This is a genomic window from Microbacterium sp., assembly GCF_039812165.1.
Lineage (GTDB): Bacteria > Actinomycetota > Actinomycetes > Actinomycetales > Microbacteriaceae > Microbacterium.
The window spans coordinates 1-17,593 of the sequence record NZ_JBDIAB010000042.1 but is presented as its reverse complement, the minus strand read 5'-3'; the positions used below and the strand labels follow the sequence as shown (position 1 = coordinate 17,593).

16 protein-coding genes and 1 pseudogene are annotated in these 17,593 nt (G+C 72.1%); 15 read left to right on the top strand and 2 right to left on the bottom strand.

The genetic code is table 11. The features are described from left to right. The first annotated feature begins 59 nt into the window (after positions 1-59). The 11 genes from ftsH to WML84_RS05605 all read left to right on the top strand — a co-directional run bounded on the left by ftsH (position 60) and on the right by WML84_RS05605 (position 10,379). Entirely contained in the window at positions 60-2,069 is a 2,010-nt protein-coding gene (gene ftsH, locus WML84_RS05655; RefSeq protein WP_347345167.1) for an ATP-dependent zinc metalloprotease FtsH, read from the top strand. 9 nt (positions 2,070-2,078) lie between these two features. Then, a complete protein-coding gene (gene folE / locus WML84_RS05650; RefSeq protein WP_347345166.1) occupies positions 2,079-2,669 on the top strand; it encodes a GTP cyclohydrolase I in 591 nt (196 codons plus the stop codon). Next, positions 2,666-3,469 (top strand): dihydropteroate synthase, encoded by an 804-nt coding sequence (folP, locus tag WML84_RS05645; RefSeq protein ID WP_347345165.1) that lies wholly within the window; start codon positions 2,666-2,668, stop codon positions 3,467-3,469. The genes folE and folP overlap by 4 nt, the downstream gene beginning before the upstream one ends. Then, positions 3,459-3,824 (top strand): dihydroneopterin aldolase, encoded by a 366-nt coding sequence (folB, locus tag WML84_RS05640; RefSeq protein WP_347345164.1) that lies wholly within the window; start codon positions 3,459-3,461, stop codon positions 3,822-3,824. Before folP ends, folB begins: the two co-directional genes overlap by 11 nt. Further along, complete coding sequence (folK, locus tag WML84_RS05635) at positions 3,821-4,357, top strand: 2-amino-4-hydroxy-6-hydroxymethyldihydropteridine diphosphokinase (protein WP_347345163.1); 537 nt, start codon at positions 3,821-3,823, stop codon at positions 4,355-4,357. The genes folB and folK overlap by 4 nt, the downstream gene beginning before the upstream one ends. Beyond that, positions 4,354-4,848 carry a DUF3180 family protein gene (locus tag WML84_RS05630; RefSeq protein WP_347345162.1) on the top strand — a complete coding sequence of 165 codons (495 nt, stop codon included), beginning with the start codon at positions 4,354-4,356 and terminating at the stop codon, positions 4,846-4,848. The genes folK and WML84_RS05630 overlap by 4 nt, the downstream gene beginning before the upstream one ends. Next, positions 4,793-5,452, top strand: a complete 660-nt coding sequence (locus WML84_RS05625; protein WP_347345161.1) for a PH domain-containing protein — start codon at positions 4,793-4,795, stop codon at positions 5,450-5,452. Before WML84_RS05630 ends, WML84_RS05625 begins: the two co-directional genes overlap by 56 nt. After that, positions 5,449-7,371, top strand: a complete 1,923-nt coding sequence (locus WML84_RS05620) for a PH domain-containing protein (protein WP_347345160.1) — start codon at positions 5,449-5,451, stop codon at positions 7,369-7,371. The genes WML84_RS05625 and WML84_RS05620 overlap by 4 nt, the downstream gene beginning before the upstream one ends. Beyond that, a complete protein-coding gene (locus tag WML84_RS05615) occupies positions 7,368-8,066 on the top strand; it encodes a Rossmann-like and DUF2520 domain-containing protein (RefSeq protein ID WP_347345159.1) in 699 nt (232 codons plus the stop codon). Before WML84_RS05620 ends, WML84_RS05615 begins: the two co-directional genes overlap by 4 nt. 123 nt (positions 8,067-8,189) lie before the next feature. Further along, on the top strand, positions 8,190-9,725 hold the full coding sequence (gene lysS / locus WML84_RS05610) for a lysine--tRNA ligase (protein WP_347345158.1): 1,536 nt from the start codon (positions 8,190-8,192) through the stop codon (positions 9,723-9,725). Positions 9,726-9,740: 15 nt separating this feature from the next. After that, complete coding sequence (locus WML84_RS05605; protein WP_347345157.1) at positions 9,741-10,379, top strand: LysE family transporter; 639 nt, start codon at positions 9,741-9,743, stop codon at positions 10,377-10,379. Between the two features lie 10 nt (positions 10,380-10,389). Here WML84_RS05605 and WML84_RS05600 read toward each other — a convergent pair whose 3' ends face one another. Next, positions 10,390-11,004, bottom strand: a complete 615-nt coding sequence (locus WML84_RS05600) for a TetR/AcrR family transcriptional regulator (RefSeq protein ID WP_347345156.1) — start codon at positions 11,002-11,004, stop codon at positions 10,390-10,392. Between the two features lie 89 nt (positions 11,005-11,093). On the opposite strand from WML84_RS05600, the gene WML84_RS05595 reads away from it, so the two are divergent. The 4 genes from WML84_RS05595 to WML84_RS05580 are packed head-to-tail and all read left to right on the top strand — an operon-like array spanning position 11,094 to position 17,341. Continuing rightward, positions 11,094-12,428 (top strand): extracellular solute-binding protein, encoded by a 1,335-nt coding sequence (locus tag WML84_RS05595; protein WP_347345155.1) that lies wholly within the window; start codon positions 11,094-11,096, stop codon positions 12,426-12,428. Further along, positions 12,428-13,366 carry a sugar ABC transporter permease gene (locus WML84_RS05590; RefSeq protein ID WP_347345154.1) on the top strand — a complete coding sequence of 313 codons (939 nt, stop codon included), beginning with the start codon at positions 12,428-12,430 and terminating at the stop codon, positions 13,364-13,366. Before WML84_RS05595 ends, WML84_RS05590 begins: the two co-directional genes overlap by 1 nt. Then, the gene (locus tag WML84_RS05585; protein ID WP_347345153.1) at positions 13,366-14,286 is read left to right on the top strand and encodes a carbohydrate ABC transporter permease; all 921 of its coding nucleotides are present in this window, start codon (positions 13,366-13,368) and stop codon (positions 14,284-14,286) included. Before WML84_RS05590 ends, WML84_RS05585 begins: the two co-directional genes overlap by 1 nt. 1 nt (position 14,287) lies before the next feature. After that, positions 14,288-17,341 (top strand): glycoside hydrolase family 2 TIM barrel-domain containing protein, encoded by a 3,054-nt coding sequence (locus WML84_RS05580; RefSeq protein ID WP_347345152.1) that lies wholly within the window; start codon positions 14,288-14,290, stop codon positions 17,339-17,341. Between the two features lie 17 nt (positions 17,342-17,358). On the opposite strand, the pseudogene WML84_RS05575 reads toward WML84_RS05580, so the two are convergent. After that, positions 17,359-17,593 (bottom strand): annotated as a pseudogene (locus WML84_RS05575) (hypothetical protein); the annotation flags it as partial.

Genomic DNA, 17,593 nt, shown 5'->3' with positions numbered 1-17,593 from the left:
TACGCCGTGGGCGAATGCCCAGACTGGTCATAGGCCGCGCAGGGTAGCCTGAACGCACCATGAAGCTCAAGAAGTTCACGCGCAACCCGTTCGTCTACGTGTTGCTCATCGGCGCGCTCCTGCTGATCGGCATGACGCTGATCTCCAGCCTCACCGGGGCCAAGCAGATCACGACGCAGCAGGGTCTCGAGCTGCTCAAGAGGGGCACCGTCTCGGAGGTGCAGACCACCGACGGCGATCAGCGCGTGGACATGACGCTGACCGAGCCGTACGAGGGCTCGGAGCGCGTGCAGTTCTACTACGTGACGCCGCGCGCCGACGAGGTCGTCGCCGCGATCAACACGGCCGACCCCAAGAAGGGGTTCAACGACGTGGTGCCGCGTCCGACGTGGTTCGACGGCTTCCTGTCGCTGCTGCTGCCGCTGCTGCTCCTGGGCCTCCTGTTCTGGTTCCTGATGTCGTCGGCGCAGGGCGGCGGCAGCAAGGTCATGCAGTTCGGCAAGTCTCGGGCCAAGCTCGTCACGAAGGAGACGCCGACGGTCACGTTCGCCGACGTCGCCGGTGCCGACGAGGCCATCGAGGAGATGCAGGAGATCAAGGACTTCCTGAAGGACTCCGCGAAGTTCCTCGCCGTCGGCGCCCGCATCCCGAAGGGCGTGCTGCTGTACGGCCCTCCCGGCACCGGCAAGACGCTGCTCGCGCGCGCGGTCGCGGGTGAGGCGGGCGTGCCGTTCTACTCGATCTCGGGCTCGGACTTCGTCGAGATGTTCGTCGGCGTCGGCGCGAGCCGCGTGCGCGACCTGTTCAACCAGGCCAAGGAGAACGCGCCCGCGATCATCTTCATCGACGAGATCGACGCCGTCGGCCGTCACCGCGGCGCGGGCCTCGGCGGCGGGCACGACGAGCGCGAGCAGACGCTGAACCAGATGCTCGTCGAGATGGACGGTTTCGACCCCAAGGCGAACGTCATCGTGATCGCGGCGACCAACCGCCCCGACATCCTCGACCCGGCGCTGCTGCGTCCGGGGCGGTTCGACCGCCAGATCGGCGTCGACGCGCCGGATCTGAAGGGCCGCCAGAAGATCCTCGAGGTGCACGGGCGCGGCAAGCCGCTCGCCCCGAGCGTCGACCTCTCGGTCATCGCGCGCAAGACCCCCGGCTTCACCGGCGCGGACCTCGCGAACGTGCTGAACGAGGCCGCGCTCCTCACGGCGCGCTCGAACGCGCAGCTCATCGACATGCGCGCGCTCGACGAGGCGATCGACCGCGTCATCGCGGGTCCGCAGCGCCGTACGCGCGTCATGAAGGACCGCGAGAAGCTCATCACCGCGTACCACGAGGGCGGCCACGCCCTCGCGGCGGCGGCGATGAACCACACCGACCCGGTCACGAAGGTGACGATCCTCCCGCGCGGCAAGGCTCTCGGCTACACGATGGTGCTGCCGCTCGAGGACAAGTACTCGGTCACCCGCAACGAGCTGCAGGACCAGCTCGCCTACGCGATGGGCGGCCGTGTCGCCGAGGAGGTCGTCTTCCACGACCCGACCACGGGCGCGTCGAACGACATCGAGAAGGCCACCGGCATCGCCCGCAAGATGGTCACCGAATACGGCATGACCACCGACGTCGGTCCGGTCAAGCTCGGCTCGGCGTCGGGCGAGATGTTCCTCGGCCGCGACATGGGCCACGGCCGCGAGTACTCCGAGTCGGTCGCCGAGCGCGTCGACATCCAGGTGCGGGCGCTCATCGAGCAGGCCCACGACGAGGCGTACGAGGTCATCAACGCCAACCGTGAGGTGCTCGACCGGCTCGCCCTGGCGCTCCTCGAGGAGGAGACGCTCGACCACCTGCAGCTGGCCGAGATCTTCAAGGACGTCAAGAAGCTGCCGCCGCGTCAGCAGTGGCTCTCGAGCGACCAGCGCCCCGTGTCGATGCTGCCCCCCGTCGACGTCCCGCAGCGCCGCGACGAGGCGGGCCTGGCCGCGTCGACCGAGGCCGACGCGACCGCGGCCGCCGAGAAGGCGCCGCACCGGCGTCCCACGGGGCAGGCGCGTCCCGCGACCGCGTAGGGTCGGCCTATGGCCGTCGACCGTGATCGCGTCGCCGCACTCGTGCGCGAGCTCCTCGACGCGATCGGCGAGGACCCGGACCGACCGGGCCTGCGGCAGACCCCGCAGCGCGTCGCCGACGCGTACGCCGAGTTCTTCGCCGGCGTGGGGGTGGATGCCGCGGCCCCCCTCGCGCACACCATCTCGGTCTCGCGGGGGCCCGCGCCCGACACGCTGCCGTCCGGGGCCGTGATGCTCCGCGACATCCGGTTCCGCTCGTTCTGCGAGCACCACCTGCTGCCGTTCGCGGGTCACGCGCACATCGCCTACCTGCCGGGCGAGCAGGTCGTGGGCCTCGGCGCCCTGCCGCGCGTGGTCGAGATCCTCGCGACGCGGCCGCAGGTGCAGGAGCGCCTCGGCGAGCAGATCGCCGACACGATCGCGACGGTCCTCGACGCCCGCGGCGTGCTCGTGGTGCTCGACGCGACGCACGAGTGCGTCACGATGCGCGGGGGCCGGCAGCCGGATGCCTCGACCGTGACGATCGCGGCCCGTGGCGAGCTCGCCGAGCCCGCCGCGCGCGCCGAGCTCATGCTGCTGCTCGGAGGCCACGCCCCGTGATCGAGATCATGGGCGTCGTCAACGTCACCGCCGACTCGTTCAGCGACGGCGGACGCTACCTCGACCCCGACGCGGCGGTCGCGCACGGCCTCGCGCTCCGCGAGGCCGGCGCGAGCATCCTCGACGTCGGCGGCGAGTCGACCCGCCCCGGCGCGGAGCGGGTCGACCCGGAGCTCGAGCGGGCGCGCGTGCTGCCGGTGATCGCCGCGCTCGCCGCGGCCGGCGCGACCGTGAGCGTCGACACCATGAACGCCTCGACGGCGGAGGCCGCCGTCGAGGCCGGTGCCCGCATCGTCAACGACGTGTCCGGGGGCCTCGCCGACACCGGGCTGCTCGAGGTCGCCGCCGCGGGCGGCGGCGACCTCGTCCTCGGCCACTGGCGCGGGCACTCCGCCGACATGTACGCGCGCGCGCAGTACGACGACGTGGCCGCCGAGGTGGCCGCGGAGCTCGCGGAGCGGACGGCCGCGGCGCTCGCCGCGGGCGTCGACCCGGCCCGCATCGTGCTCGACCCGGGCATCGGGTTCGGCAAGAGCCCCGACCAGAGCTGGGCGATGCTGCGCGCGCTGCCGCGCCTGGTCGGACTCGGCCATCGCGTGCTCGTGGGCACGAGCCGCAAGCGGTTCCTGTCCGTGGCGCTGGGCGCCGAGGCATCCGAGGATCGCAAGGATCTCGCGACCGCCGTCACCAGCGTGCTCGCCGCGCAGGCGGGCGCGTGGGCGGTGCGCGTGCACGACGTCGCAGCCACGCGCGACGCGCTCGCCGTGTGGAGCCAGTGGGAGGGCGGCCATGACCGATGAGATCGCGCTGACCGGCATCCGTGCCACCGGGTTCCACGGCGTGTACGAGCACGAGCGCCGCGACGGACAGGAGTTCGCCGTCGACGTCGTGCTCGCCCTGTCGACCCGCGCGGCGGCGGCGAGCGACGACGTCGCCGACACCGTGCACTACGGCGAGCTCGCCGAGGTGGTCGCCGCGATCATCGCCGGCGAGCCGGTGAACCTGCTCGAGACGCTCGCCGAGCGCATCGCGGTCGCCGCCCTCGCATACCCGATCGTGGAGGGCGTGACCGTCACCGTGCACAAGCCGCAGGCGCCCATCCCGGTGCCGTTCGGCGACGTCTCCGTCACGATCCGCCGTGGGAGGAACCGATGAACCGCCGGCTCGCGCAGGGCTTCTCCGCCGATCGGGTTCCGGAGCGGACCGACGCCGTCGAGGCGGTCGTGGCCCTCGGGGCGAACCTCGGCGATCGCGCGGCGACGATCGCCGCCGCGCTCGACGAGCTCGCCCGCCTGCCCCTCACCCGCGTGACCGCCGCGGCCGAGCCGATCGAGTCGGTCGCGATCACCCCGCAGGGCGCGGATGCCACGGCCCCCGCCTATCTCAACACCGTCGCGATCGTGACCACGCGCCTGGCCCCCACGGTGCTGCTGTCGTACCTCCACGCGATCGAGGCGCGGCACGGCCGGGAGCGCACCGTCCGCTGGGGCGACCGCACGCTCGACCTCGACCTCATCGCGTACGGCGAGGTGACCAGCGCCGACCCGGCGCTCACCCTGCCGCACCCGCGCGCCGCCGAGCGCGACTTCGTGCTCGAGCCGTGGCTGCGCGCCGATCCCGAGGCGGTGCTCCCCGGGCACGGCCGCGTGGCCGACCTGCTCGCGCGACTGCGGGGGAGCGCCCCGTGAGACGCACGTCGGCGGCACTCCTCGTCACGGTCGCGATCGTGGCGGCCGTCGTCGGGTTCGGCATCGACCAGGTGCTGACCTCGTCGGGACGCCCGACCTTCACGCCCTCGGTCATGCTGCCGGTGCTCCTCGTGCTGCTCGGCGCGATCACCGTGGCCCTCGCCGTCCCCATCCGCCGTGCGACCCGCGGCGTGGTCGGGCCCCGGGTCGACCCGTTCCGCGCGCTGCGCGTCGCGATGCTCGCGAAGGCGTGCAGCATCGTCGGCGCCGCTGTCGGGGGCGCCGCGACCGGCCTCCTCGTGTTCATCGCGACCCGCCCGGTCTCGCCCTCGTTAGGCTCGATAGGGGCGGTGATCGCATCGATCGTCGCCGCCGTCGCGCTCGTGGCGGCAGGGCTCATCGCCGAGCACCTCTGCACGATTCGGAAGGACGACGATGACGGACAGGCCGAACCCGGAGACCCCGGCGTCGAGCTCTCCCCGCACCACTGAGCACGACCCCGCCGACCTCGTCGGGGCGGCGCCGCAGGCACCGCAGCTGGTGGACGAGACGCACGGGCAGGACGGCGTCCTGGATGCCGGCACGTACGACGCCGTCCGCGAGCCCCGGAGCGCGAACCGGCTGCCACTGGGCGACGGCACGTGGCACCAGATCTCGCCGAAGTACGTGCGCGTGCAGTTCATCGCGAACGGGGCGTTCCTCGTCGGCATCCTCGCCGTCGCCCTGATCCTCGCGCTCGTGCTGCACCAGGTGTGGGTGTGGATCCCCGCCGGCATCCTCACCGTGATCCTCGTGTGGACGCTCGCGATCCTCCCGCGTCAGGCGCGCGCCTACGGCTATCAGCTGCGCGACGACGACCTCGTGTTCCGCCGCGGCATCCTGTGGCAGCGCATGGTCGCGGTGCCCTACGGGCGCATGCAGCTCGTCGACATCACGCACGGGCCGCTCGACCGCGGCTTCGGCATCGCGCAGCTCAAGCTCGTCACGGCCGCCGCGGTGACCGGCGTCACGATCCCGGGCCTCACCCAGGCCGCCGCCGAGCAGCTGCGCGACACCCTCATCGACGTCGCCGAGACGCGCCGGACGGGGCTATGACCGACGGACCGTTCCCGCCCAGCCCGCCCCGGCGGCCCACGCCGCTGCCGTCGAGCCGGCCCGCGGCCGACGCTCCGGCGTCCGGCGCAGGTGCACCGGGCGCGGCCGCCGCGGCACCCGCTCAACCGCCCGGCCCGCCGCGCGGCAGCGTGCGCTCGCCGCTCAGCGACGGCGAGTGGCACCGGCTGCACCCGCTCACGCCGCTCCTGCGCGGGGGGCTGTTCCTGCTGGTGGTCATCGGCATCCTGGTCGCGAACCTGCGCGACCGCCTGTTCACGCTCGTGTTCCCCTGGCTGCTCCCCGATCTGCCCGAGGGCGAGAGCTGGGACGAGTACGAGGGCGACCCGGTCGACTTCATCGTCGCGAACAACCTGATCATCGTCGCGATCCTCGTGGTGCTCGCGGTGCTGATCGCCGTGCTGGTGGGGGCGTACGTGTCGTGGCGCTTCCACACCTTCCGCATCACGGGCGACGACGTCGAGGTGCGCAGCGGCATCCTGTTCCGCACCCAGCGCCGCGCCCCGCTCGACCGCGTGCAGGGTGTGAACCTGACGCGGCCCATGATCGCGCGCCTGCTCGGCATGGCCAAGCTCGAGGTCGTCGGCGCCGGAACCGATGCCAACGTCAAGCTCGAGTACCTGTCGACGAGCAACGCCGAGACCGTGCGCGGCGACATCCTGCGCCTCGCCTCCGGACGACGCCTCGGTGGCGCGGCGGCGGCCGCCGCGGCACAGCGCGGCTCGGCGGCGGCGATCGCGACGGTCGGCGCGGGCATCGCGGGCTTCATCGACGGCGTCGACACCGACACCGACGAGCCCGCCTCGGTCGTCGAGATCCCTCCCGGGCGCGTCATGCTCTCGCACCTGCTGTCGCCGTCGACCGTGACGCTCGTCGCGATCATCGTGGCGATCGCGGTCGGCAGCTCGTTCGGGCAGCCGTGGGTGCTGTTCAGCGCGATCCCGGCCCTGCTCGGCTTCGGGGCGTACTGGGCGCGGTCGATCACGCGGTCGCTGCGCTATTCGATCGCCCCCACGCCCTCGGGCGTGCGGATCACCTCCGGCCTGTTCACGACGGTGACCGAGACGCTGCCGCCGGGGCGCGTCCACGCCGTCGAGGTGCAGCAGTCGATCCTGTGGCGGCCCGCCGACTGGTGGTCGATCCGCGTCAACAGGCTGTCCGGGCGCTCGGCGACCGACTCCTCGGCCCAGGCGTTCTCGACGGTGCTGCCGGTCGGCACGCAGGCCGACGTCGAGCGCGTGCTGCGGCTGCTCCTCCCCGGACTGCCCGAGCAGGAGTGGCCCGAGGTGTTCCGTCACGGCATCCGCGGCCCCGGCGCCGACGACCCGTACACGAACACGCCCCGGCGGGCACGGTGGCTGCGCCCGCTGTCGTGGCGGCGCAACGGGTTCCTGCTGACGCCGGATGCCCTGTTCCTCCGCCGCGGGTTCCTGTGGCGGTCGCTCGTGATCCTGCCCCTCGCGCGCCTGCAGTCCGTGCGCATCGGCCAGGGGCCGCTGGCCCGCGCCCTCGACCTCGCCTCCGTGCAGGGGCACACCGTGATCGGGCCGGTGTCGAGCGAGCTCGGCGCGATCGACCGCACCGCGGCCCTGGCCGTGTGGGCCGATGCCGCGCGCGGCGCCATCACCGCCGCCGCCGGCGACCGCTCGCACCGCTGGGCGTCCGAGCCGGAGGCGGATCGGCTCGATGCGGAAGGCCAGGATGCCGGGAGCGGCGACGGCCCGGTCGTCGAGCGGCGTCCGGAAGGCGAATCCGTTCCGGTCGAGCGCGCCCAGGGCACCGGCGACGATGCCCGGACCGACCTCGCGTCGGCCCCGAGCGGTGACATCGCTCCCGTCGGGCGGGAGCGGACCGACGGGCAGCTCGGCACCGCGGCATCCCGTCCCGAGGAGCCGGCGTGAGCCGTGGCGGACGGCTCGGCGTCGGCGTCATCGGCGCGGGCCGCGTCGGCCCGGTGCTGGCGGCCGCGCTCGCCGGAGCCGACCACGCGCTCGTCGGCATCACCGGCGGGTCCGATCCCGATCGGGTCGAGGCGGTGCTGCCGGGAGTGCCCGTGCTCACCGCCGAGGAGGTCGTGCGGCGCAGCGAGCTCGTGATCGTCGCGGTGCCGCACGACGAGCTGCCGGGGCTCGTCGCCGGGCTCGCGGAGCTCGGCGCCTGGCAGACCGGACAGCTCGTGCTGCACACCGATCCGGCGTACGGCGTCGACGTGCTGGCGCCGGCCGCGGCGCGGGGGGCCATCCCGCTCGCGGTGCATCCGGCGATGGCGTTCACCGGCACCTCGATCGACCTGCGGCAGCTGCGCGCGTCGTACGCGGCCGTGACGGCGCCGGCGATGGTCCTGCCGATCGCGCAGGCGCTCGCGGTGGAGCTCGGCTGCGAGCCCGTGGTCGTCGCCGAGGCCGACCGCCCCGCCTACGCGGAGGCCATCGGCACCGCGACGGAGTTCTCCGCGGCGATCGTGGCCCAGGCCGCCGGACTGCTGGTCCAGGCCGGCGTCGAAGAGCCCGGCCGGTTCCTCTCCGCGCTCGTGCACTCCACGGTCGAGCGCGCGCTCGGCACGGTTCCGCGCGAAAGCGGCCCGATCCAAGGCTGAACGACGCCGAGAGCGCTTTCGAGCGGCCCCGGCGCCGTCTGGCCTTGGTTCGGACCTCATTCCGTGGGAGCGCCAGGCGCCCGCGGATAGACTTGGGGGTCGACTTCCGAGGAGCCCCCGAGCATGACTGAGACGCCGCCCAGCGCGCCCGACGCGGACGCCGCCCGCACCGAGCTCGAGGACGTGTCCGAGCAGAAGGCCGTCCGTCTCGCCAAGCGCGACCGGCTCCTCGCCGAGCGGACGGATGCCGCCGGCGGCGCCTACCCGGTCGCCGTCCCGGTGACCGACACCATCCGGCAGCTGCGCGAGCGGTTCGCCGACCTCGAGGCGGGCGCCGAGACCGGCGTCGTGGCGTCCGTCGCCGGCCGGGTCGTGTTCAGCCGCAACACCGGCAAGCTCTGCTTCGCGAGCCTCCAGGCGGGCGACGGCAGCCGCATCCAGGCGATGGTCTCGCTCGCCGAGGTGGGCGCCGAGTCGCTGCAGGCGTGGAAGGAGCTCGTCGACCTCGGCGACCACGTGTCGGTCACCGGCCAGGTCATCTCCAGCCGCCGGGGCGAGCTGTCGATCATGGTCACCGACTGGGTCATCGCCGCGAAGGCGCTGCTGCCCCTGCCGAACCTCTACACCGAGCTCAGCGAGGAGAGCCGCGTGCGCTCCCGCTTCCTCGACCTCATCGCCCGCGACCAGGCGCGCGAGACGGTGCTCGCGCGCGCGAAGGTCAACGCGAGCCTGCGCGACACCTTCGCCGCCCGCGGCTTCGTCGAGGTCGAGACCCCCATGCTGCAGGTGCAGCACGGGGGAGCGGCGGCCCGCCCGTTCGTCACCCACTCGAACGCCTTCGACACCGACCTGTACCTGCGCATCGCGCCGGAGCTGTTCCTCAAGCGCGCCGTCGTCGGCGGCATCGACCGCGTCTTCGAGATCAACCGCAACTTCCGCAACGAGGGTGCCGACTCGACGCACAGCCCCGAGTTCGTGATGCTCGAGGCCTATCAGGCCTACACCGACTACCACGGCATCGCCGACCTCACCCAGGAGCTCGTCCAGAACGCGGCGCGCGCCGTCGCCGGCTCGACGACGGTCACCTGGGCCGACGGCACCGAGCACGACCTCGGCGGCGAGTGGGACCGCATCTCGATGTACGAGTCGCTGTCGGATGCCGTGGGTCGCACGATCACGCCCGAGACGCCGTTCGAGGAGCTCACGGCTCTCGCCGCGGCGGCCGGCGTCGACGTGCCGGCGAAGACGGCCACGCACGGCAAGCTCGTCGAGGAGCTCTGGGAGCACCACGTCAAGGCCGATCTCGTGCGCCCCACCTTCGTCATGGACCTCCCGGTCGACACGAGCCCGCTCGTGCGCGAGCACCGCTCGATCCCGGGCGTCGTGGAGAAGTGGGACCTCTACGTGCGCGGCTTCGAGCTGGCCACCGGCTACTCCGAGCTCGTCGACCCGGTCATCCAGCGCGAGCGGTTCGTCGAGCAGGCGAAGCTCGCGGCGCGAGGCGACGACGAGGCCATGCGCGTCGACGAGGAGTTCCTGCGCGCGCTCGAGCACGGCATGCCGCCCACGGGCGGCATGGGCATGGGCATCGACCGGCTGCTGATGGCGATCCTGGGCCTCGGCATCCGCGAGACGATCCTCTTCCCGCTCGTCAAGTAGCCGCGGCAGCGCGCGGTGCCGTTCTCGCTGTGGCTGACGCTGCTCCTCGCCTGCGTCGTGATCAGCTTCACGCCGGGCGCGGGGGCGATCAACACGATGGGCAACGCCCTCGCGCACGGGTTCCGACGCGCGATCTGGGGCATCCTCGGCCAGCAGGCGGCGCTCGTCGTCCAGATCGTGATCGTGGCGCTCGGCGTCGGCGTGCTCGTCGCGTCGTCGCCGCTGCTGTTCGACGTCATCCGCTATGCGGGTGCGGCCTACCTCGCCTATCTCGGCATCCGTCAGATCCTGCGCCGGCCCGTCGCGGACGAGACGGCGGACGCCTCGGATCGGTCGCCCGTCACGGCGGCCGAGTCCCGGTGGTCGATGTTCCTGCGAGGCCTGTGGGTGAACCTGCTCAACCCGAAGGCGATCGTGTTCTTCCTCGCGTTCCTGCCGCAGTTCATCCGCCCGGCCGAGCCGCTCGCGCCGCAGTACCTGACGGTCGCGGTGACCGTCGTCGCGGTCGACATCGCCGTGATGTGGGGCTTCTTCGCCCTCGCGGCGCACGGGTTCCGCCGGTTCACCCGCAGCGCACGAGGGCAGCGCACGCTCGACGTCGTGTTCGGCGGCCTGTTCCTCGGCGTCGCGGTGCTGCTGCTGTTCGTGCACTGAGCCGCGCGCGCTACGCCGGCTCGGGATCGGGCAGCAGGATGCCGTCGAGATAGTCGCGCAGGCAGCCGACCACATCGACGCGCGGGTCGAGCAGCGACTGCAGCTGGAGCCCGTCCCAGAGCCCGACGAGCGAGGTCGCGGCGCGGTCCGGGTCGACGCCGTCGCGCAGCAGGCCGAGCTCGCGGAGGATCCGGAAGTCGGCGGCGAAGTCGGCCCGCAGTCCTGCGAACCGTCGCGTGAAGTAGTCGCGGGCAGGATGCCCCTCCGTCACGGCCTCGCCGGAGAGGGTCGCGTACAGCTCGATCACGCCCGGTATCTCGGTGTTGGCGCGTGCGACCGCGAGCACCTCGTCGACGAACGACGAGGCATGGACGCGGTCGGGGCGCATGGCGCCGACCGCATCACGCCGCTCGAGCACGGCCAGCAGCAGGTCGCGCTTGGTGGGGAAGTAGTGGAACAGGCTCGACTGGCTCATTCCCACACGGTCGGCGACCTGCTGGAACGACCCCGCGTGGTAGCCGCGGGCGGCGAACACCTCGGCGGCGGCCTCGACGATCGCGGCACGCCTGCCCGCGTGCTTCGCGTAGGGGACGCGTCGCACGCGCTCGACCCGTGGCCCCGCCATGGCTCCATCGTACGCGCGCAAAGATTTCGAGTACTCACTCGAAATTTGCGCTAGCGTGGGTCGCACTCGCACGAGGAAGTGGAGAGCGGATGACACTCACACGACGACAGCTGCTGACCGCCGGCCTGAGCACGGTCGCACTGGGAGCGCTTGCCGGCTGTGCGACGCCGGGCACCGCCTCGGTCAACGCGCAGCCCACGATCCCGCCCGCCACCGGCGGCGGGATCACGCTCACGTACTGGGCGTGGCTGAAGGACCTGCAGAAGGTCGCCGACATCTGGAACGCGGCGAACCCCGACATCCAGGTGCAGACCGTGCCGATCCCCGGCGGGAACGCCGGCGGCTACCAGAAGATGTACTCGGCGTTGGCGGCGGGCGGCGGTCCCGACCTCGCGCAGATCGAGATGCGCTCGATCCCCGAGTTCATGCTCGTCAACGGCCTCGTCGACCTGTCGCGCTACGGCGCCGACGACGTCGCCGCGAAGTTCGACCCGACCCTGTGGTCGCAGGTGAGCTTCACGGGGGGCGTGTTCGGGGTGCCGCAGGACTCGGGCCCGATGGGCTCGTTCTACCACACGCCCTCCTACGAGGCGATCGGCGCCGAGCCGCCCGCGACCTGGGACGAATGGGCGCAGGTCGGCCGCGAGTTCCGCAAGGCCGGCATCTACATCGACGTCTTCGGCCTCAACGACGCGAGCTTCTTCTGCTCGTTCGCGACGCAGGCCGGCGCCCAGTGGCTCACACCTGAGGAGGACGGCTGGGTCATCGACATGACCGACGAGGCCACGCTCGAGGTCGCCCGCTTCTTCGACGCCGCGATCGACGAGGACGTCGTCTCGACCTCGATCGCTCCGTACTCGCCGGGGTGGTTCGCCGCGGCATCCAAGGGGCAGATCGCGTCGTGGACGGTCGCCAGCTGGGGCGACGCGCTCGTGGAGGGCGTCGCCGGCGGCTCCGGTCAGTGGCGCGTGGCGCCCATGCCCACGTGGGGCAGCGGCGGCTTCGGGTCGAGCTACCTGGGCGGCTCGACGGCGGCGGTCCTCGCGAACAGCAAGCACCCCGCCGAGGCGCTGCGGTTCGCCACGTGGATGTGCTCGTCGGAGGAGGGCGTCAACGCGCTGATCGAGCACTGCGGCATCGGCTGGTCGCCGGCCGTCGACGTGATCGGCGCGAAGCGCGAGCAGCCGTCGGAGTTCTTCAGCGGGCAGAACTACAACGAGGAGATCTTCGTGCCTGCCAGCCGGGAGCAGAACCCGGACTGGTCGTGGTGGCCGATCACGCAGCAGTCGTTCAACATCCTCTCCGACGGCTTCCGCAAGAAGGTCTCGGGCACGACGCTGGTCGACTCCGTCGCGGCGGCCGAGCAGCAGATCATGACCGCGTTCCGCAACAAGGGACTCAGCATCCGGAAGGCAGGCGAGTGATGACGACCACCACGACCATCGTGACGGGCTCGGCGCAGTCCCGATCGTCGAAGCGCTCGGGAGCCGTGCGGCGCGCGCCCTGGATCCTCCTCGCGCCCTTCCTGCTCCTGTTCCTGCTGACCTTCGTGCTGCCGATCGTCGTGGCGATCGGCTCCAGCTTCACGAGGGTCACCCGCAGCGGTCTGTTCGGCGAGGCGGGCGTCACGAGCGAGTTCGCCTGGTTCGACAACTACGCGCAGGCGATCGCCGACGGCAACTTCGTCGCCTCGATCGGCCGCGTCCTGCTGTTCGGCATCGTGCAGGTGCCGGTCATGATCGTCGCGGCCACGGTCCTCGCGCTCCTCCTGGAGTCGGCCTCGGCGAAGTGGCCCGGGTTCTTCCGCGCGACGTACTTCATGCCCTACGGCGTGCCGGGCGTCATCGCCACGATCCTGTGGTCGTTCCTCTACGTGCCGGGACTCAGCCCCATCGTCGACGTCGCGTCCTGGATGGGGATCGAGGTCGACTTCCTCGGCGCCGGCACGGTGCTGTGGTCGATCGCGAACATCGTGACCTGGACCTACGTGGGCTACAACATGCTGATCATCATCGCGCAGCTCAAGGCGATCCCCGGCGAGCTGTACGAGGCGGCCCGCGTCGACGGCGCGGGGCCATGGCGCATCGCGCGCAGCATCCAGCTGCCGCTCATCGCGCCGGCGCTCGTGCTCACGACGGTGTTCTCCATCATCGGCACGCTGCAGCTGTTCGCGGAGCCCCAGGTGCTCGCGAAGTTCTCGCCCGCGATCGACTCGCAGTACACGCCGAACCTGTCGGCCTACACCACCGCGTTCGCGTACAACGACTACAACGTCGCCGCCGCGCAGGCCGTGCTCATCGCGGTCGTGGCGTTCATCCTCTCGTTCGTGTTCCTTCGCCTCACCAACCGGAAGGGCTCATGATGACGACTGCAACCGCAACCACGGCGACGTCGGCTCCCCGCGCGGCGAAGGCGCCCGGTGCGTCGAACGACCGCTCCGCCGGGCGGTCGAGGGCGTCGACGATCATCGTCACGGGCGTGCTCGTGCTCGTCGCGCTCTACTTCCTGGTGCCGATCTACTGGGTCGTCGTCGCGGCGACGAAGACCTCGGAGGACCTCTTCTCGACCTTCGGGTTCTGGTTCGCGCCGAACTTCGCGCTGTGGGACAACCTCGGCCAGGTGCTCACCTACGACGACGGGATCTTCGTCCGCTGGTTCCTCAACTCGGTGTTCTACGCCGGCGTCGGCGCGGTGCTGGCCACCTACTTCGCCGCCGCCGGCGGCTACGCGCTCGGCAAGTATCGGTTCCGCGGCAACAACCTCATCTTCGGGCTGATCCTCGGCGGCGTGCTCGTTCCGGGGACCGCGACGGCGCTGCCGCTGTTCCTGCTGTTCAGCCAGATGGGGCTGGCGAACACGTACTGGAGCGTGCTCATCCCGTCGCTGGTCTCGCCGTTCGGCCTGTTCCTGTGCCGGATCTACGCGCAGGCCACCGTCGACGACGCGCTCCTGGAGGCGGCACGGCTGGACGGGGCGGGCGAGCTGCGCATCTTCCAGTCGGTGGTGCTGCGCATCCTCACCCCGGCGCTCGTGACGGTGTTCCTGTTCCAGCTGGTAGGGATCTGGAACAACTACTTCCTGCCGCTGGTCATGCTCGCCGACTCGAGCCTGTACCCGATTACTCTGGGGCTGAACAACTGGCTCGGGCAGGTCGACCGGCTGCCGGAGTTCTACCAGCTCACGACCGGCGGGGTGCTCCTGTCGATCATCCCGCTCGCCATCGCCATGATCGTCCTGCAGCGGTTCTGGCGCGGCGGCCTGACAGAAGGCTCCGTCAAGTAACGTGACCTACCTCACGGACCTCGCCCCCGGCGCGGGAGCCCGCACGCCCGCGCGCTCCCGGCTCCGCACCGACGCGCCGCGGCTCTCGTTGAACGGCGACTGGCGGTTCCGCCTGCTGCCCGGCGCTCCCGGCGAACCCGGCGACGACGGCTTCCTCCCCGACGGCGAGGAGCCCGACGACGTCGCCGGCGAGCACTACGACGACTCGGGCTGGGACGTCATCCGCGTGCCGTCGCACTGGGTGCTCGAGGGCGACGGCGCGTACGGGCATCCGATCTACACGAACAAGCAGTATCCGTTCCCGATCGACCCGCCGTTCGTGCCCGACGAGAACCCGACGGGCGATCATCGGCGCACGTTCGAGCTGCCGGAGTCGTGGTCGGATGCCGCTCGCGTGCTGCTGCGCTTCGACGGGGTCGAGTCGCGCTACCGCGTGTGGGTCAACGGCGCCGAGATCGGCATCGGCTCGGGAAGCCGGCTCGTGCAGGAGTTCGACGTCACGGCGGCCGTCCGTCCGGGGCGCAACCTCGTCGTCGTGCGCGTGCACCAGTGGTCGGCCGCGAGCTACCTCGAGGACCAGGACCAGTGGTGGCTCCCCGGCATCTTCCGCGACGTGACCCTCGAGGCGCGGCCCGCCGGCGGCATCGAGGACGTGTGGCTGCGCACCGCGTTCGACGGCGCGGACGACGAGCCCGGCGCGGCCGGCACGGGGCGGATCGTCCCCGAGATCGTCGCCGACGAGGCCGCGTACCCGCTGACGTTCCGGATGCCGGAGCTCGACCTGACCGTGACCTGGGACGCCCCGGGCGACGTCGCGCCGGTGGAGATCCCGCGCGTCGAGCCGTGGTCGGCCGAGGCGCCGCGCCTCTACGACGCCACCGTGTCGGGCGCCGCCGAGACGGTGTCGCTGCGACTGGGTTTTCGAACCGTCGTCATCGAGGGCGACCGGTTCCTGGTCAACGGCCGCCGCGTGATGTTCCACGGCGTCAACCGGCACGAGTGGCATCCGGATCTCGGCCGCGTCTTCGACGAGGCCGAGGTCGTGGCCGACCTCAAGCTCATGAAGCGCGCGAACGTCAACGCGATCCGCACGAGCCACTATCCGCCGCATCCGCGCGTGCTCGAGCTGATGGACGAGCTCGGCTTCTGGGTGATCCTGGAGTGCGATCTCGAGGCGCACGGCTTCGAGCAGGTGGGCTGGCAGGGGAGCCCCAGCGACGACACCGGCTGGCGCGCCGCGTACCTGGACCGCATCGAGCGCACCGTCGAGCGCGACAAGAACCACCCGTGCGTGGTGATGTGGTCGCTCGGCAACGAGTCGGGCACCGGTCAGAACCTCGCCGCGATGGCGGCGTGGGTGCACGAGCGCGACCCCGAGCGGCCGGTGCACTACGAGGGCGACCATGTCGGCGCCTACACCGACGTCTACTCGCGCATGTACGCGAGCGTCCCCGAGACCGAGTCGATCGGCCGGGACGACTCCCGGACGATCCTGCTCGGCTGCTCGGCGGCCGAGTCGGCGACGCAGCGCACCCGTCCGTTCCTGCTGTGCGAGTACGCGCACGCGATGGGCAACGGCCCCGGCGCGCTCGATCAGTACCAGGAGGTCTTCGACCGTTACCCGCGGCTTCACGGCGGCTTCGTATGGGAGTGGCGGGATCACGGCATCCGCGTGCGCAGCGGAGACTCGACCGAGTTCTTCGCGTACGGCGGAGACTTCGGCGAGGTCGTCCACGACGGCAACTTCGTCACCGACGGCCTGCTGCTCTCCGACGGCACGCCGTCTCCGGGCCTCGCCGAGTACGCGCACGTGATCGCGCCGATCCGACTCGAGGTCGACGACCGGTCGGTCTCGGTCCTCAACCGGCGCCACACGTCCGACACGTCCGACCTCGACGTCCGCTGGCGCCTCGAGCACGACGGCGTGCCCGTCGCCGACGGCCGGCTGGACATCCCCGTGCTCCGGCCAGGCGAGGCCGTCCGGATCGCGGCGCCGGCCGTGCCCGAGGCACACCGGGGGGCCGCGGGCGAGCTGTGGCTCACGGTCGAGGTCGTGCTGCGCGACGACACCGCGTGGGCGCGTGCCGGCCACGTCGTGGTGTCGGCGCAGAGCCGGTCGGATGCCGCGCCCCTTCGGACGAGCCGCCCGGGGCTCGCACGGACGGCGAGCCGGGGCGACGACCTGCCCGAAGCGCTGGGTCCGGCACGGTTCCGGCGCGGACGGCTCGTGCAGCTCGCCGGCGCCGCGGTGGGCGGCCCGCGACTGGAGTTGTGGCGCGCGCCCACCGACAACGACCAGGGCTTCGAGTTCGGCTCCTACGACGGCGTCGACCCGACCCTCGATCTCGGCCGCGGGGCGCCCGCGCCGTCGAACGAGGAGATCTGGCGGCAGCACGGGCTCGATCGGATCGTCTCGCGCGTCGTCGAGCGCTCCGGCACGGACGACTCGCTGCACGTCGTGCGCCGCTACTCGGCGGCCAACTCCGCCGCCACGATGGTCGTCGACGAGCACTGGTCCGCGCGGGACGGCGAGGTGCTGCTGCGCGTCGACGTCACCCCCGGCCACGGCTGGGAGTTCGTGATCCCCCGCATCGGCATCCGCCTCGACCTTCCCGACGACGTGGACGGTGCCGCGTGGTTCGGCACCGGTCCGCACGACTCGTACCCCGACTCGCGCCGATCGGTGCGCGTCGGCCGCTTCGAGGCGCCGATCGACGAGCTGACGGTGCCGTACGCGCGTCCGCAGGAGAGCGGTCATCGCAGCGACCTGCGCGAGCTCACGCTGCGCCGCGCGGGCGCGGACTGGCTGCGCATCGCGGCGTTCCCCGACGTGAAGGGCCGGCTCCCCGGCTTCACGCTCACGCGGCACACCGCGCAGGATCTCGCCGCGGCGGACCATCCGCACGAGGTGCGCGACTCCGGGCACCACTACCTGTACCTGGATGCCGCTCAGCACGGATTGGGCTCGCGCGCGTGCGGACCGGACGTGTGGCCCGACTCGATGCTGCACGCGCAGGCGCGCACGATGGAGTTCGCGATCGCCTCGGCCGGCTGAGCCCTGCCCGGCCGCGTTCATGCCGCGCGACGCGTGAACGCCCAGTCGGGCAGGTGCCCCGCGGCGACGAACGAGCGCATGATCCCGCCCAGACCGTGCTCGGGATCGATCGCGAGCGCCTGGGCGGCGTAGCGCTCGGCGTGAGTCGACCTTCCCAGCGCCCACGAGAGCCACGCGCACGCGGCGAGCGGACCCGGCCGGTCGGACCGGCGCGTGAGCGCGGCGACGTGCCGCGTGAGCGCGAGCGCCGCC

Excerpts from the sequence above, each read along its gene's own strand:
- WML84_RS05600 (WP_347345156.1), bottom strand. The coding sequence starts at position 11,004 with ATGGCGGGGCCACGGGTCGAGCGCGTGCGACGCGTCCCCTACGCGAAG.
- folK (WP_347345163.1), top strand. The coding sequence starts at position 3,821 with ATGAACCGCCGGCTCGCGCAGGGCTTCTCCGCCGATCGGGTTCCGGAG.
- WML84_RS05595 (WP_347345155.1), top strand. The coding sequence starts at position 11,094 with ATGACACTCACACGACGACAGCTGCTGACCGCCGGCCTGAGCACGGTC.
- folB (WP_347345164.1), top strand. The coding sequence starts at position 3,459 with ATGACCGATGAGATCGCGCTGACCGGCATCCGTGCCACCGGGTTCCAC.
- folE (WP_347345166.1), top strand. The coding sequence starts at position 2,079 with ATGGCCGTCGACCGTGATCGCGTCGCCGCACTCGTGCGCGAGCTCCTC.
- WML84_RS05625 (WP_347345161.1), top strand. The coding sequence starts at position 4,793 with ATGACGGACAGGCCGAACCCGGAGACCCCGGCGTCGAGCTCTCCCCGC.
- WML84_RS05585 (WP_347345153.1), top strand. The coding sequence starts at position 13,366 with ATGACGACTGCAACCGCAACCACGGCGACGTCGGCTCCCCGCGCGGCG.
- WML84_RS05590 (WP_347345154.1), top strand. The coding sequence starts at position 12,428 with ATGACGACCACCACGACCATCGTGACGGGCTCGGCGCAGTCCCGATCG.
- lysS (WP_347345158.1), top strand. The coding sequence starts at position 8,190 with ATGACTGAGACGCCGCCCAGCGCGCCCGACGCGGACGCCGCCCGCACC.
- WML84_RS05620 (WP_347345160.1), top strand. The coding sequence starts at position 5,449 with ATGACCGACGGACCGTTCCCGCCCAGCCCGCCCCGGCGGCCCACGCCG.
- ftsH (WP_347345167.1), top strand. The coding sequence starts at position 60 with ATGAAGCTCAAGAAGTTCACGCGCAACCCGTTCGTCTACGTGTTGCTC.